Raw genomic sequence first — 26,804 nt, 5'->3', positions numbered from 1 at the left:
CACAAGAATTCGGAAGAAAGGTCGGCGGCGGTTCGGTCCGTAGGACGACTAGCCATGCTTGACTTTCGAACCTTATTTTCCTGAGCCCAGCGTCACCCTGAGGGCCAGGTCGACGAGCCTGCCGAACGGCGCGCGCAGCAGGCTCGGCAGGTTCCAGCGGCCCTGGACGAAGACACCCTTGGCGTGGCTCATTGTGCGGAATCCCTCGATACCGTGATAAGCGCCCATGCCGCTCGGACCGATCCCGCCGAACGGCAGATCGTCCTGCGCGACATGGATCATGGTGTTGTTGATGCCGACATTGCCCGATGTAGTATTCATCAGCAGCTTCTCGCGGTCCGCGCCTTCGTCACCGAAATAGTAGAGCGCCAGCGGACGGGGCCGTGCGTTCACGTAGTCGATAACCTCGTCGATCGTGCGATAGGTCGTGACCGGAAGGAGCGGGCCGAATATCTCCTCCTGCATGACTGCTGCATCGTCTCCGGCGTCCACGATCAGCGTCGGCGCCAGCGTACGCGCTCGGTCTGCGGAACGCTCCGGAGTGACGCCGACCTCGATGACTCGTGCGCCCCTGGTTCGGGCATCCTCGATCAGGCTGCGCAGCCGATCGTAATGACGATCGTTGACGATGGAGGTGTAATCGTCGCTAGTCGGCCCATCGGGATAGGCATGCGCGACGCTCACGCCAAACTGGGCAATGAACGCATTGAGATCGTCTTCGTGAACCATCGCGTAATCGGGCGCGACACAGGTCTGTCCGGCATTCGACAACTTGCCGAAGACGATGCTTGCCATCGTCCGATCGTCGACATGGCCGCGTTCGACTATGACCGGGCTCTTTCCACCAAGTTCGAGCGTCACCGGCACGAGATTGTCGCTCGCCGCCTTCATCACCTTGCGGCCGACCGGCGTGCTGCCGGTGAAGAGCAGATGATCGAACGGCAGGCCGCTGAACGCCGCACCGACCTCCGGGCCGCCGAGCACGACGGCAACCTCATCGGCCGGAAAGATCTCTTCGAGCATCCTCCGGATGGTCTCGCTGGTGCGCGGAGTCAATTCCGACGGTTTCAGCATCGCACGGTTGCCGGCGGCGAGCGCTGTCGCAAGCGGGATGATCGTCAGCGAGAACGGATAGTTCCATGGCGCCATCACCCCGATGACGCCTTTCGGCTGATACTCCACATAGGCACGGCCGGCGCGATAGAACAGGCCGACATGCCGGCGCTCCGGCTTCATGAAGCGCCGCAGATTGCGGATGAGATAGTCGATGGTCTGGATCACGCCGACGGTTTCCATGATGTCGGTCTCGTGGCGCGAGCGATGCCCGAAATCCGCACTGATGGCCTCCGCCACCGCGCGTCGATGCGCGAGCACGGCGGAGCGCAGGCGTTTCAGCCGGGCCTTGCGATCGGCAAGGGTCGGCGGTCCTTCCTTGAGGAAGGCGGAACGCTGGCGTTCGAGCAGAGCCGCCATATCGAAGCTGGGATCGGGGTGGGCCGGAATCATCGCGTCTATCTCTTGAAATGGCGCGCGCCGAAGCCGGTCCGGCGCGCGTTTCGCTTCAACCTTTTATGAATGCGAGCAGATCGGCATTGATCACATCGGCGTTCACCGTAAGCATCCCGTGCGAGAAGCCGGGATAGATGATCAACTTACTGTTCTGCAGGAGCTTGTCCTGCATGATCGCCGCCGCCTTGTAGGGGACCACCTGGTCATCGTCGCCCTGCATCACGAGGGTCGGCACGGTGATCGCCTTCAGGTCCTCGGTCTGGTCGGTTTCCGAGAACGCCTTGATGCCTTCGTAATGCGCCTTGGCGCTGCCCATCATGCCCTGGCGCCACCAGTTCTCGATAACGCCCTGTGAGGGTTCTGCGCCCGGCCGGTTGTATCCGTAGAAGGGACCGGCGGGCACATCGAGGAAGAATTGCGCGCGGTTCGCGGCCAGCGCGGCGCGGAAACCGTCGAACACTTCGATCGGCGTCCCATCCGGATTGCCTTCGGTCTTGACCATCAGCGGCGGGACGGCGCTGACGAGAACCGCCTTGGCGACACGCCCCTGCGGCTGGCCATACTGCGCGACATAGCGGGCAACCTGCCCGCCACCGGTCGAATGGCCGATATGGATGGCGTTGCGAAGATCGAGATGCTCGGCGACCGCCGAGGCATCGGCGGCATAGTGATCCATGTCATGGCCATCGCTGACCTGGCTCGAACGACCATGGCCGCGCCGATCATGCGCGACGACGCGGAAGCCTTCCTTGAGGAAGAACAGCATCTGGTTGTCCCAATCATCCGCGCTGAGCGGCCAACCGTGATGGAAGTGGATCGGCTGCGCGTCCTTCGGACCCCAATCCTTGTAGAAAATCTCGGTTCCATCCTTTGTTTTGACATAGGCCATGACGACTTCTCCTCTGTTGACGATTACGGTCTGGTGGTCTTCAAATGGCAGGCAGGGCCTGTAGCGAGCGCGGCAGGTGCAAGACCATCTGCGCATCCTTAACGACGTCGAACCGCAAGATGGTTCCCACCCCCAGGCCATCCAGCAACTGGCTGATAGGACCACCGGCCCGCGACAGTTTCACGTCACGCGGAAACAGTGTCCGGGCGAACTCGATCGGATTGGTCACGAACTGCGTCTGACGCCATTCGCCATCCACCAGCCCGATGGAGGTGTTGGTCGACAGGCGCGACTGTGACGGTATGCGGCGAAGGGCCGGCAGCGGCGCGGTCAATGCCACATCCGACTTGCCGTCCGTTGCCGCAATGCTCGCCGAGACGCCCTTCGAGGAGATATCGAGCTGTATGCCGGTGAGCCATTTCGGCAGTTGGTAGCCATGGACCCCGCGCACGCGGGCGATCTCGGTATCGACCGGAAGCGCCAGCACATGCGCGAAGAAGCTCTGCCGCCGCATCGAGCCAAGCAGTTCCAGCGCATGCGGCCCGCGCGCTCCCGGCCGGCGGATGACGACGGCGACCGAGACCTCGTTATAGGGATCGTTGTCGCAGACCGCATAGGAGAAGAAGGTGAGCGCCACGAGCCCGTATCCCGGCAGCGCACGCAGCGGCTCGAGCTGCCCCGGCAACATTGCGCGGATCTTCTTCACCGGTGCGAGCATCAACGCCTGCACGTTGCTGGTGCGGTAATAGAAGTTCGGCGCCCATGTGGGGCCGATCCGCGAGGGGACCATTACTTTCGGGATACGCCGGAAGAAATCGATATTGCCGGCGGCCGGGTCTTTCGCCACCGCGTCGAGATCGGGATTGGAGCGAAAGCGGTCGTAGTAACCGCCTTTCGGCACCATGACCTTGTGACCGCCAAAATCGACTTCCGTGAATTCATCAGCCATGAACGACGACTTTCCTCAATAATGCGCTCATTCTGCGAGCGGATGGTAACGTTAAAGTCCAGTTTAAGGTCAAGGGCTGCGCACGGCGCTCACTGACGGTGCGATTTCGCCAGCCGGGCGGTCAGGCCACCTTCCGCGCAGCCATCCAGCGCCGATACTGACGGGCACTACGCTTTGCGGATATCTGCGCGGTGAGCAGCGCCCAGACCGGCGACACATTCGGCGCCGTGCGACGGCGACGGCTGAGACGCACCAACTGGTAGCGGACAGCGGCCATATGCGCCGAAGATGCAATCGGCTTGTTCTTCCAGGTGATCGGCTTCAGCATCGGAGCGTCGTTTTTCCCGAGCTTCCAGTTGCGCGGCAGGTTCGGTTCGATGGCGAGCGCGGTGGCGATCCCTGCCATGGCCACGCCGCTTTCGATCACCGTCTCCGCCACCGCGCGACGCTTGATGCCGCCCGTAACCATCAGCGGCATCGTCGCGACCTCGCCGATCTTGCGCGCGAATTCGAGGAAGTAGGCTTCGCGTGCCAAGGTGCGATCATCACGCGCCGCACCCATCATCGCCGGCGCTTCATAGCTGCCGCCCGACAATTCGACGAGATCGACGCCGAGCGGCCAAAGCATGGCGACGACGGCCTGCGCATCTTCGGGCGAGAAACCGCCGCGCTGGAAATCGGCCGAGTTGAGCTTGACCGCCACCGCAAAGCTTGGCGAGACGGCCGCGCGCACGCTGCGAACGATATCCAGCAAAAGGCGGGCCCGGTTTTCGAGGCTTCCGCCCCAGCGATCCTTGCGGTGGTTGGCGAGCGGGGAGAGGAACTGGCTCAAGAGATAGCCATGGGCCGCATGAATCTCGACGCCGGTAAAGCCTGCGCGTTCCGCGAGGACCGCGGTGTTGACGAAGCGGCGCTCGACCGCGGCGATGTCGGCGGGCGTCATCTCGCGCGGCACGGGGAAGACCTTGGACTGCGCGCCAAGATCGAGTGCGACCGCGGACGGAGCCAGTGTCGGCTGGCCGAGCCCGGCGGGCATCTGGCGGCCGGGATGATTGATCTGCATCCAAACCTGACCGCCGCCCGAGCGCGTGACGTCCGCCCATATCTTGAAGCGGTCGAGGTAACGGTCGTCTTCCAGGACGACACCGGCCGCGCCGGTCATGGCGCGCGCGTCGATCATCACATTGCCGGTGATGATGAGCCCGGATCCACCCTCGGCCCAGGCGCGATAGAGGCTGATGAGCTCGGCGGATGGTGCGTGGTCGCCGTCCGCCATATTCTCTTCCATCGCGGCCTTGGCGATGCGGTTCGGGATAGTAGCGCCATTGGGCAGCGTCAGCGGGGAAAACAGGGACATGAGAAGGTCTCCAAATTAGATTTGGACAGACCTTAACGTTTAAGCTAACTTTATGGTCAAGGGGCTTTCTGAAGGATTTTTGCAGATGAACATCGGTGAACTGGCAAAGCGCACGGGGCTGACGAATTCGCGTATCCGCTTCTATGAAAGCGCGGGCCTCCTGAAGACGGTCGACCGTCGCCCGAACGGTTATCGCACCTATCCACCGGAGGCGGTGCTCGTGCTCGAACTGATCACCACCGCGCAGGCCGCCGGCTTCAGCCTGGATGAGATCCGCACGCTCCTGCCGCCCGACCTGGATCGGTGGGACCACGGCAGCCTGGCCCAGGCGCTCCGCCGCAAGGTGGCGGATATCGAGGCGCTGGAAATGCGGCTGGCCCGGAGCAAGGCGCAGCTCGTCGCGCTCCTTGAGGATATCGAGGCAAAGCCCGGCGACATGGACTGCGCCGCCAATGCGCGACGGGTTCTGTCCCGCATGCTTGGCAAGGATGTGGAAGGGCCGACCCTTGAGGCCGACGACACGAAGCTTCTCGGCAAGGCGGGCCGCCGCCGTTCTGTGAAAGCCGTTTAGGCCTTTCACAGAAGCGCGGCCACTTTCTCCGCCGTCGCCTTGGCCGAGAAGGGATTCTGCCCCGTCACCAACCGGCCGTCCACCACGACATGGGAGACGAAGGGCAGGAAGGCCTTCTCGTACAAGGCGCCGCGCGTCTTCATCTCCGCCTCCGCATTATAGGGCATCTCCCGCGCAACCCCGGCCAGGATCTCTTCCGTCCAGGAAAAGCCCGTGATCCTACGCTTCGCGACCAGAAGGCTGCCGACGGACAGGCGCGTGTTCAGCAGGCCGCAATAGCCATGGCAGACCGAGGAGACGACCCCGCCCTGCTCCCAGATGGCGCGCGTGATCCTCTGTAATCCCTCGTCATCCGGGAAATCCCACATGACCGCGTGTCCGCCGGTGAAATAGACCGCGTCGTATCCGGCCGGATCGATCTCCTCAGGCCGCGCCGTGGAGGCCAGAAGCCCCATCCGTTCGGGATCGTCCAGCCAAGCCTTGGCGGAGGCATCGAGGAGCGGCCATTTGAGGGCGCGCGGCTCCAGCGGCGACATGCCGCCTTTCGGGCTGACGATATGCTGCTCATAGCCGCGCGCCGCGAACACGTCCCACGCATGGGTCAGTTCCGACAGCCAGAGGCCGGTCGGATGCGACGGATCGGTGTAGTGGGCAACGTTGCTGACCACATGGAGAACGCGCTTGCTCATCGTCACGAACCCTTCCCGCCTGTAGCGGCCGCAGAAAAGACCGAACCATAACCTTCAACCAAGGCTAAGGGTCAAGCTCCGCTCTCTCTCTGGATCATCGCGCCGTCGAATGTGAAAAACCACGACGAAAAAGGGCAACTCCGTGCGAATATCGAACTTCGTTCATACCGTTCGTCTTTGTACTTTTCGCGCACGCCGGAATTAAAATTTTATTCAGCCATCAAGCATCAGTGTAAGCACATAGCGTAATGCTCGCGCTCATCTTGCGCAGGATGCGTGCTCTCGAAATCAATATTTCCTCTGACCGGCTCCCGTCGGGAGACTTCGGCTGCCTGAAAGTGTGTCGACTATGAAGAATCTGAGAATATCCCGCCAGCTGCTGTGTATGGTCACCGTTCTCATGGTGGCCTTCGCCGCGGTGACCTGCTATCAGGTCCGAACCTCCATCAGCGCGATCTACAAGGAGCGTTACGACATGCTCCGCACGCAGGTGGAATCGGGGCTCTCCATCCTGCAGCTTTACCACGACCGCGAGAAAACGGGTGAACTCAGCCGTGAAGAGGCCCAGCGCCAGGCTTATGCAATCGCCGCCGCCGTGAAGTTCGAGCCGGCGGGCTATCTTTGGGCATTCGACTCCGGCATCACGGTCCGGTTCCACTACAATGCCCCGCTTGTCGGCATGAACTTCAAAGGCCAGCCGGACAAGAAAGGCAACCTGTTCCGCGAGGACATGCTCGCAAAAGCGCAAGCCGGCGGGGGCATTACCCTTTACTACTGGGAGAAGCCGGGTGAGCCGGCCGGTGAATTTTTCGAGAAGGCCACCTATTCCCGCATCTTCGAGCCCTGGCAGATCGTCGTTGCGACGGGCGTCTATACCGACGATCTGGAGGCGGAGATCAACAAGACGATCCTGGAAGTCACCGCCGCCTGGCTCGTCGCCTTCCTCCTTGCGCTTGCGGCCGCATTCGTCGTGATGCGCAACATCACCAAGCCGCTCGCCGCCGTTCATGCCGCCCTGCAGGCCGTCGCCGATGAAGACGTCGAAACGGCGATCCCGCACACAGGCATGTCGAACGAAGTCGGCACCATGGCGAAGGCCACGCAGGCCCTGCAGGAAAAGATCCGCGAGCGCCATGCCATGGCCGAACGCGAGGAACGCCAGCGGCAGGAACTCGAGCGCGAGCGCCAGCAGAATTACGAAATGCAGGAAAGAGATGCGGCAAGCCAGGCACGCGTGGTCGCGGCGATCGGCAAAGCCCTGGAGAGGCTCGCGACAAGCGACCTTACGGTCCGATGCGGGGACCTCGGCCCGTCCTATGAAACCCTTCGCGCCAATTTCAATCAAGCACTCGACCATCTCGAAGCCGCCATGGCGAAAGTCAACGCGAAGGGGATCGACATCGGCGGGGCCAAGGAGGAAATCCGCCGGGCCTCCAACGAACTGTCCCAGCGCACCGAACGCCAGGCCGCAAACCTCGAGGAGACGTCAGCCGCCCTCGATGAATTGACCGTTACCGTGCGGCAGACGGCCGAGGGAGCAAGCGATGCCTCCCAGCGCGTGAAATCGGTCAGCGCCGAGGCCAGCCGGTCCGACCTGATCGTGGCGGAAGCGATCGAGGCAATGAACGACATCGAGACCTCGTCCGAAGAAATCTCCAAGATCATCGGCGTCATCGACGAGATCGCGTTCCAGACAAACCTGCTCGCCCTCAATGCGGGCGTCGAAGCCGCCCGCGCCGGCGACTCCGGCAAGGGATTTGCAGTCGTCGCGCAGGAGGTGCGGGAACTCGCGCAGCGATCCGCAGCCGCCGCCAAGGAGATAAAGGACCAGATTTCCCGCTCCTCCGGCCAGGTGCAGAACGGCGTGCGCCTCGTCCGGGAAACGGGCGAGGCCCTGAAGCGCATTTCCGGACAGGTTGCCGCTGCCAGCGACATCGTCGGAAAGATCGCCTATTCCGCTTCGGAGCAGGACGTGACACTTCGCTCGATCTCCACGTCGCTGAACCAACTCGACGCAGCCACGCAACGCAATGCCGCCATGGCGGAGGAAACTACGGCCTCGGCAGAGGCCCTCGCCGCTGACACTGACGAACTTCTCGGCCTCATCCAGTCGTTCCGCGTCAGCCGTTTCGATGCCGGCACGGGCCTCCATGAGCTGTCGCAGCGCATGCGCAAGGCGAGTTGACGGCGAGCCGGGCGGCGTCTTGCCCATCGGCAGGGCGCCGCCCCGACAGCATGGTCATGGATTTCTCGGGGCGGAATCGCATTAAGCGGGCCGCCTCATGTGGATTCCACGCCACGGCATGGCACCACGCCCTTGACTTCCCGCCCGTCATAGAGCGACTGTCGGACAATAGGTCAATGTGATACATTTTGTGATGAAAAGGGACAATGAGTGGACGCTGCTTTGTCGTGACCGGCGCCTCAAGCGGGCTCGGTGAATATTTCTCCCGCACCCTGGCGGCCGAGGGCCACCGGGTCGTGATGCTGGCGCGCAGGAGCGAGGTCCTCGCGCGCATCGCGCAAGAGATCACCGCGGCCGGCGGGACTGCGGAAAGCATAGCCGTGGATGTTGCAGATGCCGGCTCCGTCCAGACGGCTTTCGAGCGGATCGACGGCAAGATCGACGTGCTGGTGAACAATGCCGGCGTCAGCGTCGAGACATTCGCCCTGGACACGAGCCCCGAGGACCTTGACCGCGTTATCGATACGAATTTGAAGGGCGTCTTTCTCGTCGCGCAGGCGGCTGCCCGTAGGATGCGGCAGACCGGGGGCGGAGCGATCGTCAACGTAGCCTCGATCCTCGGCCTGCGGGTCGCAAGCGGGGTCGCCGCCTATGCGGCATCGAAAGCAGCCGTCGTGCAACTCACAAAATCCCTCGCCCTTGAATGGGCTCGCCACGGCATCAGGGTCAACACCCTTTGCCCCGGCTATATCGAGACGCCGTTGAACCGGGAGTTCTTCGCGACGGAAGCGGGGCAGAGATTGATCAGGCGGATACCGCAGGGACGGCTGGGCCGGATGGCCGATCTCGACGAACCGCTGCGGCTGCTGTGTTCCGACCGCGCGACATATATCACCGGCACCGCTCTTGCGGTTGACGGAGGCCATCTCGTTTCAGGACTTTGACGCCCTCGTCGGCAGTGAAACCGGCTGACATTCACGGTTGCTGCGATTAAGCTGCAATTTCAACCAAAAGACCACAGTATTCGAGAAACGGAGCATAGCCGCGGATGGCAAATTCACCGCCAGAGCCCACCTTGATCCAGATCGACCGCGATCCGACCTACAAGAGGGTCGCCAAGGCGATCGAGCAGGCGATCATGAGTGGCCGGCTCAAGTCGGGCGACAAGCTTCCCACGGAGACGGAACTGGCCGCGCAGCTCGGCGTCAACCGCTCGACGGTCCGCGAAGGGATCAGGGCGCTGGAAAACTCCGATCTGGTAACGCGGGTCGGCGGCAAGCGGCTGGTCGTGCAGGTTCCGCAGGCCAGCGAGATCGCGCGCGTCAACACGCGCGCGCTCGGGCTCATGCATGTCAGCTTCCTCGACCTGTGGGAAATGCAGCTTCAGATCGAGCCGTTCGCCGCCCATGCGGCCGCGCAAAGGATAGAGCCGGAGGTAAGGGAGGCGCTGCGCGAAAACGTCGCCCGCCTGAACGAGCATATCGAGGATGACGACAAGGTCATCGAGTACGATATCGAGTTTCACCGGCTCGTCGCGCAGGCCGCCTCCAATGCCGTGCTCGGCCTGGTGAGCGAACCGATCCGGATGTTGCTCTTCTCCGCCACGGTCGGCCTTTATGACGCGGTCCCCCAGGCGCGCCACCGTCTGCTTGCCGCGCATCGGTCGATCCTCGCAGAGATCGAAAGAGGAGACAGCCGGGCGGCGCAACATTGGATGGCGCGCCACATAGAAGACTTCAAACGCGGGTATGAAGTCGCCGGTTTCGACCTGCATGCGCCGATCCCAATAGACCCGCGCCGGCAGGAGCAACTTGGATAACGCGGCAGGGGTGCAGCAAGCGAATGCTTACGCCGATGCCCTGACGCGTCCGGATGCTCTGTTGAGGGGCGACTCTTCCGTCGTGCCGATGCCGTCGGCATCCGGACGACGGAAATCACCGGTCCTGCCGTCCATCACCCAGAGTTCACCGGTCGAGATGTCGAACCAGGCTCCATGGACGCGCACCTTGCCCTGTTCTTCCAGGGCGCAGACATAGGGAAAGGTGCGAAGGTTGTTAATCGAGTTTCGGATCGACACGCGCTCCAGAGCCGTCTGCCGCTCTCCCTGGGTCATCAGGTGCGTGCCCTTTATCTGCGCGGCCGCCGGTTGCAGGAGGGCCATCCATCGGCCGATGAAATCGCCGGGCGACAGGGGCTCGGCGGCGGGGTCGAGTGCCGCCTTGATGCCGCCGCACCGCCCATGACCCATGACGACGATGTTTTCGATCTTCAGGACCTGGATCGCATATTCGAGCGCCGCCGAGGTGGCATGGAAATGGCCGTCCGGCTCATAGGGCGGCACCATGTTGGCGACATTTCGGACGACGAAGAGCTCACCAGGGCCACAATCGAAAATTGTCTCCGGCGCGGAACGGGAATCGCAGCAGGCAATGACGAGCGTGTGCGGCGCCTGCCCGTCCTCCGCCAGCGTACGGTAGCGGCAGCGTTCATGGATAAACCGCCGCTCCATGAAATTGCGGTAGCCTCTCAAAAGGATATCCGGAAAGCCCATCCTGTCGCCCCTCTTCCGCCGTCAGACCCGTTCGAGCGCGACGGCGATGCCCTGCCCGACGCCGATGCACATGGTGGAGAGCGATCGTTTCTTTCCGGTGAGGCTGAGTTCCAGCGCTGCGGTGCCGGTGATGCGGGCGCCGGACATGCCGAGCGGGTGGCCCAGCGCGATGGCGCCGCCGTTCGGATTGACGTGGCCGGCGTCGTCGGCAATGCCGAGAGCGCGGAGCGTCGCCAGGCCCTGGGAGGCGAAGGCCTCGTTGAGTTCGATCACGTCGAAGTCGGCGGGTGTGAGGCCGAGGCGGGCGCAGAGGCGCTGCGTGGCCGCGACCGGGCCGATGCCCATGATGCGCGGCGGTACACCTGCCATCGCGCCGCCGAGGATGCGGGCGATGGGGGTGAGGCCGTACTTCTTGACCGCCGCTTCCGAGGCGATGACCAGCGCCGCCGCGCCGTCGTTGACACCCGACGCATTGCCCGCCGTCACCGTGCCGCCTTCCTTCCTGAAGGGTGTTCCGAGCCTGGCGAGCGCCTCGATGGTCGTCGCGCGCGGATGCTCGTCCTTCTCGACCACGACCGGATCGCCCTTCCGCTGCGGGATGGTGACGGGGGTGATCTCCCTTGCCAGCCGCCCGTTCGCCTGCGCGGCGGCAGCTTTCGCCTGCGAGCGAACGGCGAAGGCGTCCTGGTCCTCACGCGAGATGGAAAAATCCTCGGCGACGTTCTCGCCGGTCTCCGGCATGGAATCGACGCCGTACTGCTTCTTCATCACGGGATTGACGAAGCGCCAGCCGATGGTGGTGTCGTGGATCTCGGCATTGCGCGAGAAGGCCGTCTCCGCCTTGGGCATGACGAAGGGCGCGCGGCTCATGCTCTCCACGCCGCCGGCGATGAAAAGCTCCGCCTCGCCGGCCTTGATGGCGCGGGCGGCGGCGATGACCGCGTCCATGCCGGAGCCGCAGAGGCGGTTGATCGTCGTGCCGGAGACGGAGACGGGCAGGCCCGCCAAGAGCGCGGACATGCGGGCGACATTGCGGTTGTCCTCGCCCGCCTGGTTGGCGCAGCCGAAGATGACGTCGTCGACGGCCTCCCAGTCGATGCCGGCATTGCGCGCCATCAGCGCCTTCAGCGGGATGGCGCCGAGATCATCGGCACGCACGGAGGAAAGCGCACCGCCGAAGCGGCCGATGGGCGTGCGGATGTAGTCGCAGATATAGGCCTCAGCCATGGTGTTCCCCTCAAGCAGTTCCAGCAGACGTGCGTAGCGGCTTTGCGGCCGGAAGTGCGTACAACACTGTTCTAGAGTTGCGGCACGACGAGATCGGCGACATCGCCGTCGACATGCAGTTTCGTGCCGGTCATCGCCTGCAGCTCCTCGACCGTCATGCCCGGCAGCTTCTCGCGCAGCACGAAGCGGCCGCCCGAAACGTCGATGACGGCATGGCTGGTATAGATGCGGGTGATGCAGCCGACGCCGGTGAGCGGGAAGGTGCAGCGCTCGACGAGCTTCGGCTCGCCGTTCCTGGTGACGTGCTCGGTGATGACGACGACCTGTTTTGCGCCATGCACGAGGTCCATCGCCCCGCCGACGGCCGGAACGCCCTTGGAGCCGACGCGCCAGTTGGCGAGGTCGCCGTTCTCGGCCACCTGGTAGGCGCCGAGGATGGCGACGTCGAGATGGCCGCCGCGCACCATGGCAAAGCTGTCGGCATGGTGGAAGAAGGCCGAACCCGGCTTCAGCGTCACGGCCTTCTTGCCGGCATTGATCAGGTCCCAGTCCTCCTCGCCTTCCGGCGGGGCCTCGCCGAAGTCGAGGATGCCGTTCTCCGTGTGGAAGATCGCCGACCGACCCTCGGGCTGGTAGCGGGCGACCATTTCCGGGAAACCGATGCCGAGGTTGACATAGGCGCCGTCGAAAATGTCCTGTGCGGCGCGCCAGGCGATCTGGGCGTTGGAGAGTTTTATGTCCTCGCGGGTGTTCATGGGGTGCGTATCGACGGTCATGCGTAGGCCACTCCTGCGCGGATGAGGTCTTCTTCCTGCTTGGGATCGGCAACCTCGACGAGGCCGTCGACAAAGATGCCGGGGGTGACGACATGCTCGGGGTCGATGCCGCCGGGCGGCACCAGCTTCGAGACCTGCACGATGGTCTTCGCCGCGGCCATGCACATCAGCGGGCTGAAATTGCGGGCAGCCTTGTTGTAGGTGAGGTTGCCGTGCGTATCGCCGACATGCGCCTTGATCAGCGCGACATCCGCCTTCAGCCAGCGCTCCTGCACGTACATGCGGCCGTCGAATTCGGCGACCGGCTTGCCCTTAGCGAGCTCCGTGCCGTAGCTCGTCGGCGTGTAGAAGGCGGGGATGCCGGCGCCGCCGGCGCGGATGCGCTCGGCGAGCGTGCCCTGCGGCACCAGCTCCAACTCGATCTCGCCTGCGAGATAGCGGTCGGTGAAGGCGCGCGGATCTGTGGAGCGCGGGAAGGAGCAGATCATCTTGCGCACCATGCCCGCGTCGATCATCGCGGCGATGCCGATGCGGCCGTTGCCGGCATTGTTGTTGATGATGGTGAGGTCCTTCGGTCCCTTGTCGATGAGGGCGTGGATCAGTTCGATCGGCGCACCCGAACCGCCGAAACCGCCGATCATCACGACAGCGCCGTCGCCAATCTCCGCGACGGCGGTCTCAAGGCTTGCAAGTGTCTTGTCCATGGTGTTTTCAATGCGGCGGATAGAACCGCCCCTCCGTTAGAATATCGATGCGGCAAGCGAAGCGGCGATGTTCGCCGTCCGGCTCCGCATGTGCCCGGCGGCGTTGTTTCCTTGGCGTTACAATGACAGGGTCGCGAATTCCTTCTGAACGCGAAGCAGCGATGGCAGGAACTCCTGGACCGCATCCTCCATCCGCACGATCGCTGCGGGCAGCCCTGTGTTCAAGGCCGCGACCGTTCTGCCGCGCGTGTTCTTCAATGGAACGGCGATCGACCTGAGGCCGATCTCGACCTCCTGGTCTATCTGGGCATAGCCAAGCTGGCGCACACGGGCCAACTCCTCCATGATCCCCTTGAGGCTCGTCTGCGTAAACTCGGTGCGCCGGGTGAGCGTCGAGGCTTCCAGGATGCCCTGCGCCTCCGCTTCAGGCAGCGCGGCCAGCAGAACGCGCCCCATGGAGGTGCAATAGGCAGGCAGGCGGGAGCCCGGCATCAGCGCGATTGACATGACGCGGGTCTGCGCCGCCCGGGCGATATAGACGATTTCCGTATGATCCAGGATCGAGACGGACGTGCTCTGCTTTATCTCCTCGGAAACCTCGTCCAGCATCGGCTGCACGATCTTGTGGAGAGGCATGGATGCGAGGCAGCCCGTCCCCAGGCGCAGGACGCGGGGCGTGATGGTGAAGAACTTCCCGTCATAGGCGCAGTAGCCGAGCTCCGCCAAAGTGAGCAGGCAGCGGCGTGTCGTGGCGCGGTCGAGGCCGATGCGCCCGGCAGCCTGCGTGATGCTGAGCTTCGGGGCTTCCGCCGTGAAGGCCTCGATCACCCGCAGGCCTTTCGCGAGCCCCCCCATCAAATCGCGCTTGTTTGCGGTCAATATCCTGCCTCCCGTATCGGGCGCCTTGCCGGGCCTTCGCAAAGGCCCGGGCATGGTGAGGTTTCGACGAAAAGATGATTGCCGGATACAGCGGCGGGACGATCACCCGCCGCCGGCGGTGGCGTCGGCCTCCGCGGTCATCGCCAGAACGATCTTGCCGACATGGCTGCCCCCATCCATCCGGGCATGGGCGTCGGCGACCTTTTCGAAGGGGAAGATGCTGTCGATCACCGGCAAGGCCCGCCGCGCCGCCAGGAGCGGCATGACATGCTCTTCCAGGGCGCGGGCAAGGCGGGCCTTCATGGCGACGGGGCGGGCGCGCAAGGTCGAACCGGTCATCGTCACCCGCTTGAACAGAAGCGGAGCGAGGTCGATATCGGCGCGGCTGCCGTACTGGAAGGCGATCTGGGAAATCCGCCCGTCGAGGGCGATCAGGTCGAGATTCTTCTGGAAATAGGGTGCGCCCACCATGTCGAGGATCACATCGGGCCCGCGTCCCCCGGTCAGCCGCCGCCCCTCCTCCACGAAATCCGCAGTCCGGTAGTTGATCGCATGATCGGCGCCCATCTCCAGGCAGGCCGCGCATTTCTCGTCCGAGCCGGCCGTGGCGATCACGCGCCGCCCCCCGAGCGCTTTCGCCACCTGTATCGCCGTCGAGCCGATGCCGGAGGTACCGCCATGCACGAGAAGCGTCTCGCCATCGGCAAGGCCGGCGCGCTCGAAGACATTGCTCCAGACCGTGAAATAGGTCTCGGGCACGGCGCCCGCCTCGATGAAGCTCATCCCCGCCGGAATGGCGATGGCGACATCCTCGTGTACCACGGCACGTTCGGCATAGGCGCCGGAGGCGACCAGCGCCAGCACCCGGTCGCCCGGAGCAAAGCGCGTCACGTCCGCTCCGACCGCCTCGACGGTCCCCGCCAGTTCCAGTCCGAGCACGTCGCTCGCGCCGGGCGGAGGCGCATAGTTGCCCTGCCGCTGCATCACGTCGGGCCGGTTTATCCCCGCCGCGTGAACCCGCACCACCATGTCGTTCGGACCGGGCGCCGGCAAGGCGCGCTCGACGATGCGCAGGACTTCGGGACCTCCGGCCCCATCGGCGATGACGGATCGTGTCGTTTGCATGAGATGATATCCTTTCTATCGGAAGAGGGTCTTGCGCCGGGCGTCACGCCGCGCCCGCCGCGACGTTCGCGCCGCGTTCGATGCGCCAGACCTGGTCGAGCAGGCTTTCGGAATGGGTGGTCTCGGACATGCTCATGATGGTCGAGAGGCTCTCGCTCCTCAGCGAGGAAATCACCTCGGAGAGGCGCTGGGCGAGCGCCGGGGCGACGCCCTCGAAGGGCTCGTCGAGCAGGAGAAGCCGGGTGCCGGCGGTGAGCGCGCGGCCGAGTGCCACCAGTTTCTGCTGGCCGCCCGACAGGAGAAGCGCCTTGCGGTCGGCCATCGGTATCAGCTCCGGCATGATGTCGTAGACGAACTTGAGCCGCGCCTTGCCGTCGATGCCGCGCATCACCCATGTCGGCAGGAGGATGTTCTCCTCGACAGTCAGGTCCGGGATCAACCCCCGGGTTTCCGGCATGTATCCGAGGCCCAGCGCGGGACGGCGGTGAACGTCGACCTTCTCCAGGTTCTGGTCATTGAGGGTGACGGAGCCGCCACCAAGCCTGGCAAGGCCCATGATGGCGCGCATCACGGTGGTCTTGCCAGCCCCGTTGCGACCGACCAGACCGATCATCGATCCGGCGGGCACATCCATCGAGAAGTTGCGGACCGCCTCGACCTGGCCAATCTTCACATTGATGTCACGAATGGTCAGCATCGCCTTACCTCGCCGTTCCGGTGACGTATTTCTGCACGGCGGGGTCGTTCAGCACCTCGTCCGGCGCATCGTCCGCGATGATCTCGCCGGAATAGAAGGCGAGCACCCGGTCGGCGTAGCGCGTCACGATCTCCATGTCGTGCTCGACGAAGATCACCGCGGAGCGTTCCCCCTCGAGCGCGGCCATGACCTTGTCCATCAGCGGGAACTTCTCCTCCGTGCTGACGCCCGATGTCGGCTCGTCGAGCAGGAACACGCGCGGGCGGCTGGCAAGCGACATGGCGATATCGATCAGCTTGCGCACCCCGCCCGGCAGTTCGTTCACGGGACGGCCGGCGTAGCGCTCCAGCCCGAAGCGCTCCAGCATCTCGACGGCCCTGTCGAGCGAACCTTTCGTGCGCGCCGGACGAAAGACCGACCCGCCGTCGCCCGCGATCTCCAGCGCCACGAGGATGTTGTCGACCGGCGTCATGGCCTCGCAGAGCTGCGGGATCTGGAAGGAGCGGCCGAGACCTGCCCGCGTGATGAGCCGCGGCGGCAGGCGGGTGATGTCCCTACCGTCCAGCTTCACCTGGCCGGCATCGGGCTTGAGATAGCCCGTCACCATGTTGACGAAGGTGGTCTTGCCCGCGCCGTTGGAGCCGATCAGCGACAACCGGGCGGAGGGCATGACCTCCACGTTCAGGTTGTTGGCGGCGACCAGCGCGCCGAAGGATTTCATGAGGCCCTTTACCTCGAGAACTGCACCGCTCACGTCGCTGGCTCCTTGATGCTGCGGATTGCATGGTTTTTCGCCGGCTTCGCCCACATCGACCCCACGCCGCGCGGCAGGAAGACGATCACGAGCAGGAGGAAGATGCCGAGCAGCATCTGCCAGCTTTCGGGGAAGTACTGGCCGGAGAAGGACCGGACGAGCTCGGTGATCAGCGCCGTGCCGAAGACGGCCGTCACCGAAGCATAGCCGCCGAGAATGGCGATGAAGACCATCTCGCCCGACGTCGTCCAATAGCTGAAGAAGGGATCGACATGGCCGAGCGCGACGCCGTTCAGCGTGCCGCCGAGCCCGGCCAGGCCTCCGGCGAGGATGAAGCTGCGCATGCTGACGGAGAACACCGAGGCACCCAGATATTCGATGCGCAACTCGTTCTCGCGCGCGGCGCTGGCGATGAGGCCGAGGCCGCTGTCGAAATGAACCCGACAGACCGCGGCGGCGAGCGCGGCGGTGACGACGGCGATGGCATAGAGGCCGAAGCCGGTCTCCGCCAGGTGGTAGCCGAGAAGGGTCGGCTTGGGGACGTTGAAGCCGTCCGATCCGCCGATGGCGGCGATCTTGGTGAGGACGCCGTAGGCCACCATCGAAAGCGCCATGGTCAGCATGGCGAAGAAGATGCCGCGATAGCGGGCGACCAGCGGCGAGACCAGGGCGGCGATCAGGCCGCCGGCGATGCAGCCGACGGAAAGCAGCACGATCATATCCGTGACGCCTGCCCAGTTCGCCATGAGGCCCGAGACATAGGCGCCGCCGCAATAGTAGAGCCCCTGGCCGAAGCTGAGCAGCCCGCCCCTGAGCAACCCGACGAGACCGAGTGCGACGAGGCCGAAGCCGACCGCCTTGGTCATGGTGAAGAGGAACCAGGCCGGCACGACGAGACCGATGGCGATGAAGACCAGCGCGCCGAGCGCGGCGAGGCCGAATGTGCAAAGGATCGGGTTCATATCTTGCGCGCCTTGATGGGAGTGAAAAGGCCTTCCGGCCGGAAGATCAGCACGGCCACCATCACGAGGTAGATGATGAAGATCTCGGCTTCCGGAAGCTCGTAGACCGCAAAGGCGCGGGCGATGCCGACGATCAGCGCGCCGATCGCCGCGCCGGGGATCGAGCCGAGGCCGCCGATGATGACGACGGCGAAGCTGACGACGATGACCGAAACGCTGTTGCCCGGCTGCACCGAGATCAACGGGCTCGTGAAGGCACCGCCGAGCGCGGCGAGGAAGACGCCGACGCCGAAAGCGAGGAGATAGATGCGCGCGATGTTGACGCCCATCGCCTGGCTCACTTCCGGCTCCTTGATGACGGCGAGCGTGATCTTGCCGATCCGCGTGCGGTTGAGGCCGAACCAGACGCCGAGACCGCACACGACGGCAAGGCCGATCAGCGCGAGGTCGTAGCCGACATAGAACAGCGACCCCATCTCCACATTGCCGAGCAGGTTGCGCGGCTCGAAGACATAGTAGGGGTTCACGCCGAAGATCATCTTCGTCACGTCCTCCAGGATGAGGAACACGGCGTAGGTGATGAGAAGGATCAGCACTTCGTCGCGGCCGTAGAAGTAGCGCAGCAGCCCGCGCTCGATCAGCGGTGCGATCAGGATGGCCACGGCCGCCGCGGCGATGAACATGGCAAGCAGGCTGAACCACTCGGGCATGCCGAGGCCGGCGAAGAAGGGCACGGCGATTGCGGCCCCGTAGGCACCGAGCGCGTAGAGCCCGCCATGGGCAAAGTTGAGGATCTTCAGGACGCCGAAGACGAGCGTCAGCCCGAGCGCGACGATGAAAAGCCAGGAGGCATAGATAAGCCCATCCAGGAGAATGGTGAAAATGAGGTTCATGTCAGAAAACCGATCGTCGGTGTTGCGGGAGGCCGGGGCTGCGCGCCCCGGCAGCCTTGGTCAGTCGCAGTCGGCGCCGGGGAAACCCGCCTCGATCCATTCGATGCTCTTCTTGTCCGCCGGCGGGTTCACGCAGCGGGCGTCGAAGTGGAGGATGTCGCCGAGGACGATGTTGCCGTCCTTGTCCTTCTGCGTGCGTCCGAAGCCGATCGACTGGATCGCCTGATGGCCCTTGCCGTTCGTCATCTCGATCAGCCCCGCGGGGCTTTCCCAGGACAGGCCCGTCATGGCGGCGGAGAGCTGCTCGGAGGACGGCTTGACGCCGCCGTTTTCCTTCATCGCCTTTTCGACGGCGCTCTTCAGGCCGAGAAGCGCCTGCGCCATGCGATAGGGTCCCTGCACCGGCACGACGTTGTCGTAGGCCTCGCGATAGGCAGCGTCCCACCAGGTGTTGAGCGCGCTTTCCGGCGCCATGTAGCCGTAGGAGCCGCGCGCGCCGATGATCACGCCCTCGGGCATGTTGTTGCCGAGCGGCGGCAGGACATGGTCTGCGGTGGACAAGGCAACCTGCGCCTGCCTGAAGAGGCCGCGCGGCAGGCCCTGCAGGATGAAGGACTGGAGATCGCCGCCCCACAGGGAGGAATGGATGACATCGGCGCGCCTCTGCATGAGCGCAGAGATCTCCGTTCCGTACTGGCCGGCGCCGAAGGCCGGGAACAGCTCGGCCGCTACCGTGGCCTCGGGATAGATCTGGCCCATGGCGGCCTTGAAGTCGACCCAGCTGTCATGCCCCCAGGCATAGTCCTGATGGATACCTGCATAGGTCTTGATATCGACGCCGAGCGCCTTCAGATAGCGCACGAGACCGACATTGTCCTGCGTCGCGGTCGCGGCGGTACGGAAGACGTACTGGTAGTCGGCGTCCTCGAAGATGCGGGGCGTGCCGCAATCGTAGAGGATGGTGAACGTCTTCAGCTCCTCGGCGACCGGCGCGACGGCAAGGCAGTCGCCCGAACCGACATAGCCGATGACGACATCGACCTTCTCGCGCTGTACCAGATTGCGGTATTCCTGAACCTGGACGGTGGCACCCCCCGCCTCGTCGATCAGGACGGCTTCGATCTGCATACCGCCCATGCCCGGCGTGTCGTAGGGCGCGGGCACTTCGCCGGCATTGAGCTTCTTGACCAGCAGCTTCGCGCCGTTGGCTGCCGGAACGCCGAAGCTCTGCGCCGCCTGCCCGGAAAGGAAGGTCACGATGCCGACCTTGAAGGTGTCCTTTGCAGCGGCAGTGCTCGTGCCGGCGATCAGCGCGGCCAACAGTCCGCCAAACTTCACAAAATTTCGCATTCGGTTCTCCTCCCGGTTTGCGTCCGGCCAAACGACATTTGCGGCCGGAATTGATCGCCTCGTCCATTCTTGAGATCGGCGCGCCACCGGGCGGCCGAACATAGGAGCCCGCCTGGACGAGGCCGCCCAGCAAAAAGCCCCTCCAAGTCTCTGGCATCACGCCCCATCGGCGCCGGACAACAGCTCGCCAGACCGGCGACGACGACCGCGCCAGGTCGCCTTCCGTGGCACTCCCCGGGACGACACGGATGTCGAACCTCGGGGCGAATACCACCGATCTGGACAGGCATACCGCCTCTGCACCGTCTCGACCGGCACTCGGCTCCCTCCCCAATTCTGGCGAGCTACATTGTCCGACAAACAGACTATTATCTTTTCGGTCAGACCGTCAATCAGCGGAGCGTGCGAAATGCGAACAAATGTCAAATAGCGATTTTTTTGTTGACGGACGGCCGGTCGGAAAACTAGCCTCACAATCGCAATCTTGCGCATCAGGAGGATATACTGCGCACGATTACACAATCAAACCATTGATCTCACAGAATTTTTCCAGAGATTTCGATCTCATTCGGAGATTTCTTCATATCGAGATCAAAATTCAACGGGAGTTTTGCTGTGGCTAAAGATCATATGCAGACTATATCACAGATCATGGCCAATGGCGGTCGCCCGGCCGGTAGCATGCGCGAGATCAAAATCGTCGACACGACGTTTCGCGATGGCCAGCAGAGCCTTTGGGCAACGCGCATGCGCACGGAACACATGCTTTCGATGCTCGATGACATCACCGCGGCAGGATATACACAGATCGACCTCGTCGCTCCCATTCAATTCGACGTTTCTGTTCGTTACTTGAAGGAAGACCCCTGGGAGCGCGTAAGACTACTTCACGAGCGCGCGCCGGGCACGAAGTTCCGCGCGCTGATCCGTTCGCGGAATATTGCATCCTTCGATTTCCTTCCTGATGACGTTATACAATCATGGGTGGATAGCCTTTATGCGAATGGCTTCCGCGTGATTGGTTCGTTCGATGGCTTGAACGACATCGACAACATCGCGCCGGGGCTGCGCAGGGCCAAGGAGCTGGGTGCTTACACCTTCGGCGCCCTGTCCTATTGCGAGAGCCCGGTGCATACCGACGAACTCTATATCGCCAAGACCAGGGAATATCTGGAGAAGACGGATATCGATGCGTTCATGCTCAAGGATGCAGGCGGCCTCCTGACACCCGAGCGCATCCGCACGCTGGTCCCTGCGATCAAGGATCTGATTGGCGACCGGCCTCTGGAAATCCACAGCCACTGCCTCACGGCGCTGGCCCCGCTGGTCTATCTCGAGGCCGTCGAGCACGGCGTCGACGTGCTGCACCTCTCCATCGCCCCGCTGGCGAATGCCAACGGCCAGCCTGCCGTGCAAAGTGTCGTACGCGACCTGAAAGCGCTCGGCTACGAGGTGAACCTCGACATGGCACGCATCGCCAGGGTGAGCGAAAGGCTTCACCAGATCGCCGAGGACGAAGGCAAGCCGCTCGGCGTGCCGGTCGAATACAACGGCCTCCACTACATGCACCAGATTCCCGGCGGCATGCTGTCGAACTTCCAGTCGCAATTGAAGACGGCCGGCCTCGAGGATCGCTTCGACGAACTCCTGGTGGAAGTCGCCAAGGTCCGCTCGGAGCTTGCCTATCCCATCATGATCACGCCGTTCGCGCAGTTCGTCGGCACCCAGGCGGTGCTCAACGTCATCACCGGCGAGCGCTACAAGATCGTGCCTAACGAGATCAAGAAATACGTCCTCGGTTACTACGGCAAGCTGCTGGCGCCGATCGATCCGGAACTGCGCGGGCGCATCATCCGCAACGGCGCCTCCGAAATCGCCGCCGAGCCCGGCCCTATTGCGCCCATGCTGCCCGATCTCGCCGCACGCTATCCGGACGACGACATCGACACGCTGCTCCTGCGCGCGATGTTCGCGGGGACGCAGGTGGACGAGATGGTGAAGGCCAAGAAGGAAGCCGCCCCGGCCGACGGCGGCAGCTCCCTGCTCGCCCTCATCAAGCGCGCCCACGCGCAAAACACCGGCAAGCGCGCCCTGGCGATCAAAACCGCAAACTTTGAACTGAAACTTGGAGTCGAGAAGGTCAATGCCAATGGATAACGAGGCGATCAAGGAAGTGAACGCGATCCTGAAGTGGATCAATGTCGCTGACGACGTGAAGGACTTTTACCTGAAGGTCGGCGAGGTCGAGATCTCGCTGTCGCGGAACGAGAATTCCTCGTTCTTCGCCGACAGCAAGATCGCGAAGGCGTCCGTCGCCGCGCCGGTGCAGGCCGTCCCGGCAACCCCCGCCGTTCAGCCGGCGGCCCAGGCGCCCGCTGCCGCGGCCGATGCCTATGAGCAGCCCGCCGAGAACGAGGTGGTCATCAAGGCTCCCATGGTCGGCACCTTCTATGCGGCGTCGAAGCCGGGCGCCCCGGCCTTCGTCAATGTCGGGGACCGCGTCAAGTCCGACACCGTGCTTTGCATCGTCGAGGTCATGAAGCTCATGAACAATGTCGAGGCCAAGGTCGAGGGCGTCATCACGAAGATCCTGGTCGAGAACGAGCAGCCCGTCGAATACGGCCAGCCTCTGATGGTCATCAGGACCAACTGAAGGTCGTCGTAAAACACACTCAACTGGGAAGAATTTGCATGTCTGCGTTGATCAAAACAGTGTTGATCGCCAATCGCGGCGAGATCGCTCTTCGTATTATCCGCGCTTGTCGCGAGCTCGGTGTATCGACCATCCTGGTTCATTCGGAGGCGGACGCGAATTCCTTGCCGGTACGGCTCGCCGACAAGGCCGTCTGCATCGGACCTGCGCGCTCCAACATGAGCTACCGCAACCAGCAGGCGGTTCTCGGCGCCGCCCTCTCCTTCGGTGCCGACGCCATCCATCCCGGATACGGTTTCCTTGCTGAAAATGCTGAGTTCGCGGCCGCCTGCGAGAAGGAAGGCATCATCTTCATCGGCCCGTCCAGCACGGTCATCCACCAGATGGGCGACAAGATCGAGGCGAAGAAGATCGCGAAGAAGGCCGGCGTGCCCACGGTTCCCGGTTCCGACGGCGCGATCACCGAGTTCGCCGAGGCGCTGAAGGTCGCCAAGGACGTCGGTTTCCCCCTGCTGATCAAGGCGGCGGCTGGCGGCGGCGGGCGCGGCATGCGCGTCGTGCGCCAGATGGAAAGCCTGGAAAGCGATCTTTCCGAAATCATGTCCGAGGCCGAAACCGCCTTCGGCGACTCCTCCGTCTACATCGAGCTCTATCTCACCAATATCCGCCACATCGAAATCCAGGTGATGTGCGACGGCGAAACCTTCCTGCATATGGGCGAGCGCGACTGCACGACCCAACGACGAAATCAGAAGCTGATCGAGGAAGGCCCCTCTCCGGTTCTCGACGACAGGCTGCGCCAGGAACTTGCCGCCGCCGCGGTCAATCTGTGCCGCGAGGTCAAGTACACCAATGCCGGCACCATCGAATTCGTGTTCGACCTCGATGAGCGCAAGTTCTACTTCATCGAGATGAACACCCGCATCCAGGTCGAGCATCCCGTGTCGGAAATGATCACCGGGCTCGACCTCATCAAGATGCAGCTTGAAGTCGCCAGCGGCATTCCGCTTGCCATCCGGCAGGACGATATCCGTATCTCCGGCCACGCCATCGAATGCCGCATCAATGCCGAGGACCCCGAGCAGAACTTCATGCCATGCCCGGGCACCGTGAAGCGCTTCCATATGCCCGGCGGCCTCGGGATCCGGATGGATACGCATATCGAGGCCGGATACGTCATTCCGCCCTTCTACGATTCCATGGTCGGCAAGCTCATCTGCTGGGGCCAGACGCGCGAGGAAGCGAGAGCCCGCATGATCGCAGCGCTTGACGAGCTCGACCTCGGGGCGATCACGACGACGGCGCCGTTCCACAAGGAAATCCTTCAGAACGAGCAGTTCGTCTCCGGCGTCTTCAACACGTCCTTCGTCGCGACGCTGCTCGGAAAATAGCGATCCCGGGGCAGCGGCAAGACGCCCCGCCGCCAAACGCATGGTCCGCTGCTCCGCGGCGGACCCGGATGATACGCGTCCTACCTGCCATCATAGGGGAACCCCATGGAAACGCGTGACACCGTCTTCATAGCAACCTTTGCCGCCATCACGGCCGCCCTCGCCGTCTTCCCGCCCATGACCCTGCCGGTCGTGGGCGTACCGATCACAGCGCAATCTCTCGGTGCCATCCTCGCCGGTGGTGTTCTCGGTGCCAGGCGCGGCGGCCTGTCGATGATCCTTTTCCTGATCCTCGTTGCGATCGGCCTGCCGCTTCTCTCGGGAGGACGCGGCGGCTTCGGCGTCTTCATGGGACCGACCGGAGGCTTCCTGCTGAGATGGGTCGTCACGTCGTCGTCGGCCTCCTGGTGGAACGTCTCTGGCAACGCCTCGGCTATGTCACGGCCTTCCTCGCCGACGGGCGGGATCGTCGTGCTTTACGGGATCGGCATCGCCGCCGGCGCGCAAGGCGGTTGCCGGCCTCAAGCATCTGCTTGGCGGGAGCTCTGTCGTTTGATTCCACCACGCAACATTATCGTGCTGTCAGTGTGAGGTTGCGTATCCGCTCGCGGGTTTGCGCACCGCTTCGCTCAGTGCCTCAACCGATGGTGCACAGCAGCCATCCTCTCTCAGTCAGCGAACGATGATTTTTCCGGCGTAGCCACCCAAAGCCGACCATTCAGCGCGCATAAGCCGAACGGTCGCTTTGAGGAAATCTCACAAGTCTCCATAGCGTATCGAGCGCAAAGCTCTTGAACGGATATGAAGCGACGACCTGTTTATTGCGAGCAGCCATGATTGAACCGATGGCAAAGGCAACATCGCCGGACACCGTGAAACAGAGGACGTTCATTTCAAGATGGTCCGATCCGATTTGTGGGATCGCGACTTGCTCCTCAAACCGGCCTGTCTCCCTTGGTCACTTTTAAGGTGCGATTATCGACACCCGGCAGCATCCTTGCGGGATCGCGCGTGACAACGACGTCGATAACGGAGGGCCGGCGGCGCTCCTCGTTCGCAGCGCGGATGGCCGGGCCGAGTTCCTCGGGCCGTTCGACACGGATGCCTTGGCAGCCGAAGTCCTCGGCGATCCGGGCATAGTTCATCTCCACGAGATCCGAAGACTGATAGGCACCGTACATCGCATGCTGCAACGCCTTGATGTAGCCGGAGGCAGCGTTGTTGACGATCATCAGCGTGAACGGCGTGCCGGCCCGGCGCGCGGTTTCCAGCTCGCCGATCGTCATGTTGAACCCGCCGTCGCCGGTGATGGCGACGACCGGCTGGTCGGGCACCGCGAGCTGGGCGCCCATCGCTCCGGGAAGGCCGTAGCCGATCGAGGCAAAACCCCGGTCGGCTACGAACCTCCGGCCCGCCGCCTTGGTATCGTAGAGCAGCCCACCCCAATGGGCGGCGAAGCCGCCGTCGGCGACCAGCACGGACTCGGCCGGCATCGCCTCATTCAGCTCATGCAACATTCGGCCCATGTTGATTGGCACCTCGCTCGAAAGAAGGCGGTCGGCGGCGCCATCCCGCCACCTGCGCATGCGTGCGGGAATCTCGGCCGCGTAGTCCGCGCGGGCGGCGCATGCCCGGACAGCTTCGCCATAGAGGGCGGCGGACAGGTCCTCCAGCGCCAGCCGCGCGTCGCCGACGAGCGCATGGTCCGTCCGGGTGGTCCGGCCGATCTCCTCCGCAAGCACCTCGACATGGATAACGGGCGCATGGCCGTTGAAGAGATGGAAGCGCCTGGTGGCGATCTCGCCCAGCTTGCAGCCGACGACGATCAGGCAATCGCTGGCCTCGATCAGTTCGTTGGCGATGCGCGAGTAGCGGCCGAACAGGCCGGCCGAAAGCGGGTGCGTGCAGGCGATGGCGCCCTTGCCGGAGAGCGTGTGGGCGACCGGGATCGCGTGGGCTTCGGCGAAGGCTCGCAGCGCCTCGTAGGCCTGGGAGATATGCACGCCGCCGCCGACCAGCAGGAGCGGTCGCCTTGCCGCCGCGATGACCGCAGCAGCGTGCTCGACATCGCCCGCATCGGGTCTCGACCGATAACCCGGGAACCGGGTCGTCGCCGGATCGATCCAGAAGTCGGCGACCGAATAGTCGTGGACTTCGTGCGCGACGTCTTCCGGCACGTCGACCACGACGGGTCCGGGCCTGCCGGAGGTGGCGACCGCAAAGGCGCGGCGCACCGCCTCCGGCACCCGGGAGGGCCGTTCGATACGCATCACCTCCTTGACGGCGGGACGCAGGATGTCGAGTTGCCGGGTCTCCTGCGTCATGTTCTTCCAGGAATGATCGCGGTGGGTATCGCCGACGAAGACGACCTGGGGAATCCCGGCGTTGAAGCTCTCGACGAGCGCCGTCACAAGGTTGGTGGCGCCCGGCCCCAGCGTCGCATCGCACACGCCCGGCCGTCCGGACATCCGCGCCCAGGCGTCGGCGGCGAAGGCTCCGCACCGCTCGTCGTTGATCAGATGATGGCGTAACCCCTTGCGCCGGACGGCTTCGTAGAAGGGCAGAAGCTGAAACCCGCCCATGCCGAACATCGGCCCGACGTCCGCCCGTTCGAGAATTTCGGCAATCGCCTCCCCGCCCGTGAGGCGGATCGTTGCGTCGGATGTCGCTGTGGTCAGCTTTGCTTCGGTCAT

24 protein-coding genes and 1 pseudogene are annotated in these 26,804 nt (G+C 63.8%); 8 read left to right on the top strand and 17 right to left on the bottom strand.

Annotation, left to right across the window (positions count from 1 at the left end; genetic code table 11):
* Positions 1-72: 72 nt before the first annotated feature.
* The 4 genes from AABF56_RS02350 to AABF56_RS02335 form a co-directional block, all read right to left on the bottom strand.
* A complete protein-coding gene (locus AABF56_RS02350; protein WP_443021144.1) occupies positions 73-1,473 on the bottom strand; it encodes a coniferyl aldehyde dehydrogenase in 1,401 nt (466 codons plus the stop codon).
* Positions 1,474-1,561: 88 nt separating this feature from the next.
* Positions 1,562-2,398 carry an alpha/beta fold hydrolase gene (locus AABF56_RS02345; protein WP_272804783.1) on the bottom strand — a complete coding sequence of 279 codons (837 nt, stop codon included), beginning with the start codon at positions 2,396-2,398 and terminating at the stop codon, positions 1,562-1,564.
* 40 nt (positions 2,399-2,438) lie between these two features.
* The gene (locus AABF56_RS02340; protein ID WP_272804782.1) at positions 2,439-3,347 is read right to left on the bottom strand and encodes a hypothetical protein; all 909 of its coding nucleotides are present in this window, start codon (positions 3,345-3,347) and stop codon (positions 2,439-2,441) included.
* A 121-nt stretch (positions 3,348-3,468) separates the two neighbouring features.
* Positions 3,469-4,704, bottom strand: coding sequence for an NADH:flavin oxidoreductase/NADH oxidase family protein (locus AABF56_RS02335; RefSeq protein ID WP_272804781.1), 1,236 nt, complete (start codon positions 4,702-4,704; stop codon positions 3,469-3,471).
* 85 nt (positions 4,705-4,789) lie between these two features.
* On the opposite strand from AABF56_RS02335, the gene AABF56_RS02330 reads away from it, so the two are divergent.
* The gene (locus AABF56_RS02330) at positions 4,790-5,275 is read left to right on the top strand and encodes a MerR family transcriptional regulator (protein WP_272804780.1); all 486 of its coding nucleotides are present in this window, start codon (positions 4,790-4,792) and stop codon (positions 5,273-5,275) included.
* Positions 5,276-5,280: 5 nt separating this feature from the next.
* Here AABF56_RS02330 and AABF56_RS02325 read toward each other — a convergent pair whose 3' ends face one another.
* Positions 5,281-5,964 (bottom strand): type 1 glutamine amidotransferase domain-containing protein, encoded by a 684-nt coding sequence (locus AABF56_RS02325; protein WP_272807419.1) that lies wholly within the window; start codon positions 5,962-5,964, stop codon positions 5,281-5,283.
* A gap of 349 nt (positions 5,965-6,313) precedes the next feature.
* On the opposite strand from AABF56_RS02325, the gene AABF56_RS02320 reads away from it, so the two are divergent.
* The 3 genes from AABF56_RS02320 (at position 6,314) to AABF56_RS02310 (ending at position 9,968) form a co-directional block, all read left to right on the top strand.
* Entirely contained in the window at positions 6,314-8,149 is a 1,836-nt protein-coding gene (locus tag AABF56_RS02320; RefSeq protein WP_272804779.1) for a methyl-accepting chemotaxis protein, read from the top strand.
* Positions 8,150-8,355: 206 nt separating this feature from the next.
* Entirely contained in the window at positions 8,356-9,093 is a 738-nt protein-coding gene (locus AABF56_RS02315; protein ID WP_272804778.1) for an SDR family NAD(P)-dependent oxidoreductase, read from the top strand.
* A gap of 131 nt (positions 9,094-9,224) precedes the next feature.
* The gene (locus AABF56_RS02310) at positions 9,225-9,968 is read left to right on the top strand and encodes a FadR/GntR family transcriptional regulator (protein WP_245082429.1); all 744 of its coding nucleotides are present in this window, start codon (positions 9,225-9,227) and stop codon (positions 9,966-9,968) included.
* A gap of 99 nt (positions 9,969-10,067) precedes the next feature.
* Here the strand turns inward: AABF56_RS02310 and AABF56_RS02305 are convergent.
* The 11 genes and pseudogenes from AABF56_RS02305 to AABF56_RS02255 all read right to left on the bottom strand — a co-directional run.
* A pseudogene (locus AABF56_RS02305) lies at positions 10,068-10,700 on the bottom strand (carbonic anhydrase); the annotation flags it as partial.
* 21 nt (positions 10,701-10,721) lie between these two features.
* Positions 10,722-11,927 carry a 3-oxoadipyl-CoA thiolase gene (gene pcaF / locus AABF56_RS02300; protein WP_272804777.1) on the bottom strand — a complete coding sequence of 402 codons (1,206 nt, stop codon included), beginning with the start codon at positions 11,925-11,927 and terminating at the stop codon, positions 10,722-10,724.
* Positions 11,928-11,998: 71 nt separating this feature from the next.
* Entirely contained in the window at positions 11,999-12,703 is a 705-nt protein-coding gene (locus tag AABF56_RS02295; protein WP_272804776.1) for a CoA transferase subunit B, read from the bottom strand.
* Positions 12,700-13,407, bottom strand: a complete 708-nt coding sequence (locus AABF56_RS02290; protein ID WP_272804775.1) for a 3-oxoacid CoA-transferase subunit A — start codon at positions 13,405-13,407, stop codon at positions 12,700-12,702. The genes AABF56_RS02295 and AABF56_RS02290 overlap by 4 nt, the downstream gene beginning before the upstream one ends.
* 117 nt (positions 13,408-13,524) lie before the next feature.
* Positions 13,525-14,286, bottom strand: a complete 762-nt coding sequence (locus AABF56_RS02285; RefSeq protein ID WP_272804774.1) for an IclR family transcriptional regulator domain-containing protein — start codon at positions 14,284-14,286, stop codon at positions 13,525-13,527.
* 102 nt (positions 14,287-14,388) lie between these two features.
* A complete protein-coding gene (locus tag AABF56_RS02280) occupies positions 14,389-15,411 on the bottom strand; it encodes an NAD(P)H-quinone oxidoreductase (RefSeq protein WP_272804773.1) in 1,023 nt (340 codons plus the stop codon).
* Positions 15,412-15,454: 43 nt separating this feature from the next.
* Positions 15,455-16,108 (bottom strand): ABC transporter ATP-binding protein, encoded by a 654-nt coding sequence (locus AABF56_RS02275; protein ID WP_272804772.1) that lies wholly within the window; start codon positions 16,106-16,108, stop codon positions 15,455-15,457.
* Between the two features lie 4 nt (positions 16,109-16,112).
* Positions 16,113-16,862 carry an ABC transporter ATP-binding protein gene (locus AABF56_RS02270; protein WP_272804771.1) on the bottom strand — a complete coding sequence of 250 codons (750 nt, stop codon included), beginning with the start codon at positions 16,860-16,862 and terminating at the stop codon, positions 16,113-16,115.
* Positions 16,859-17,824 (bottom strand): branched-chain amino acid ABC transporter permease, encoded by a 966-nt coding sequence (locus AABF56_RS02265; RefSeq protein WP_272804770.1) that lies wholly within the window; start codon positions 17,822-17,824, stop codon positions 16,859-16,861. Before AABF56_RS02265 ends, AABF56_RS02270 begins: the two co-directional genes overlap by 4 nt.
* Positions 17,821-18,717, bottom strand: coding sequence for a branched-chain amino acid ABC transporter permease (locus tag AABF56_RS02260; protein ID WP_272804769.1), 897 nt, complete (start codon positions 18,715-18,717; stop codon positions 17,821-17,823). Before AABF56_RS02260 ends, AABF56_RS02265 begins: the two co-directional genes overlap by 4 nt.
* A 60-nt stretch (positions 18,718-18,777) precedes the next feature.
* Complete coding sequence (locus AABF56_RS02255) at positions 18,778-20,067, bottom strand: ABC transporter substrate-binding protein (protein ID WP_272804768.1); 1,290 nt, start codon at positions 20,065-20,067, stop codon at positions 18,778-18,780.
* Positions 20,068-20,718: 651 nt separating this feature from the next.
* Here AABF56_RS02255 and AABF56_RS02250 point away from each other — a divergent pair.
* From AABF56_RS02250 to AABF56_RS02235, 4 genes are all read left to right on the top strand, one after another.
* A complete protein-coding gene (locus AABF56_RS02250) occupies positions 20,719-22,224 on the top strand; it encodes a pyruvate carboxylase subunit B (protein ID WP_338341901.1) in 1,506 nt (501 codons plus the stop codon).
* Positions 22,211-22,720: an acetyl-CoA carboxylase biotin carboxyl carrier protein gene (gene accB, locus AABF56_RS02245; RefSeq protein ID WP_272804766.1), complete on the top strand. Its 510-nt coding sequence runs from the start codon at positions 22,211-22,213 to the stop codon at positions 22,718-22,720. The genes AABF56_RS02250 and accB overlap by 14 nt, the downstream gene beginning before the upstream one ends.
* 38 nt (positions 22,721-22,758) lie before the next feature.
* Positions 22,759-24,111: an acetyl-CoA carboxylase biotin carboxylase subunit gene (gene accC / locus AABF56_RS02240; protein ID WP_272804765.1), complete on the top strand. Its 1,353-nt coding sequence runs from the start codon at positions 22,759-22,761 to the stop codon at positions 24,109-24,111.
* Between the two features lie 105 nt (positions 24,112-24,216).
* Complete coding sequence (locus AABF56_RS02235; protein WP_272804764.1) at positions 24,217-24,702, top strand: biotin transporter BioY; 486 nt, start codon at positions 24,217-24,219, stop codon at positions 24,700-24,702.
* 344 nt (positions 24,703-25,046) lie between these two features.
* Here the strand turns inward: AABF56_RS02235 and AABF56_RS02230 are convergent, their stop codons facing one another.
* A complete protein-coding gene (locus AABF56_RS02230) occupies positions 25,047-26,804 on the bottom strand; it encodes a thiamine pyrophosphate-binding protein (RefSeq protein WP_272804763.1) in 1,758 nt (585 codons plus the stop codon).

The sequence above is a fragment of the Shinella sp. WSC3-e genome (assembly GCF_945994535.1).
Classification (GTDB): Bacteria; Pseudomonadota; Alphaproteobacteria; order Rhizobiales; family Rhizobiaceae; genus Shinella; species Shinella yambaruensis.
This window is presented reverse-complemented; position numbering and strand designations above follow the sequence as displayed.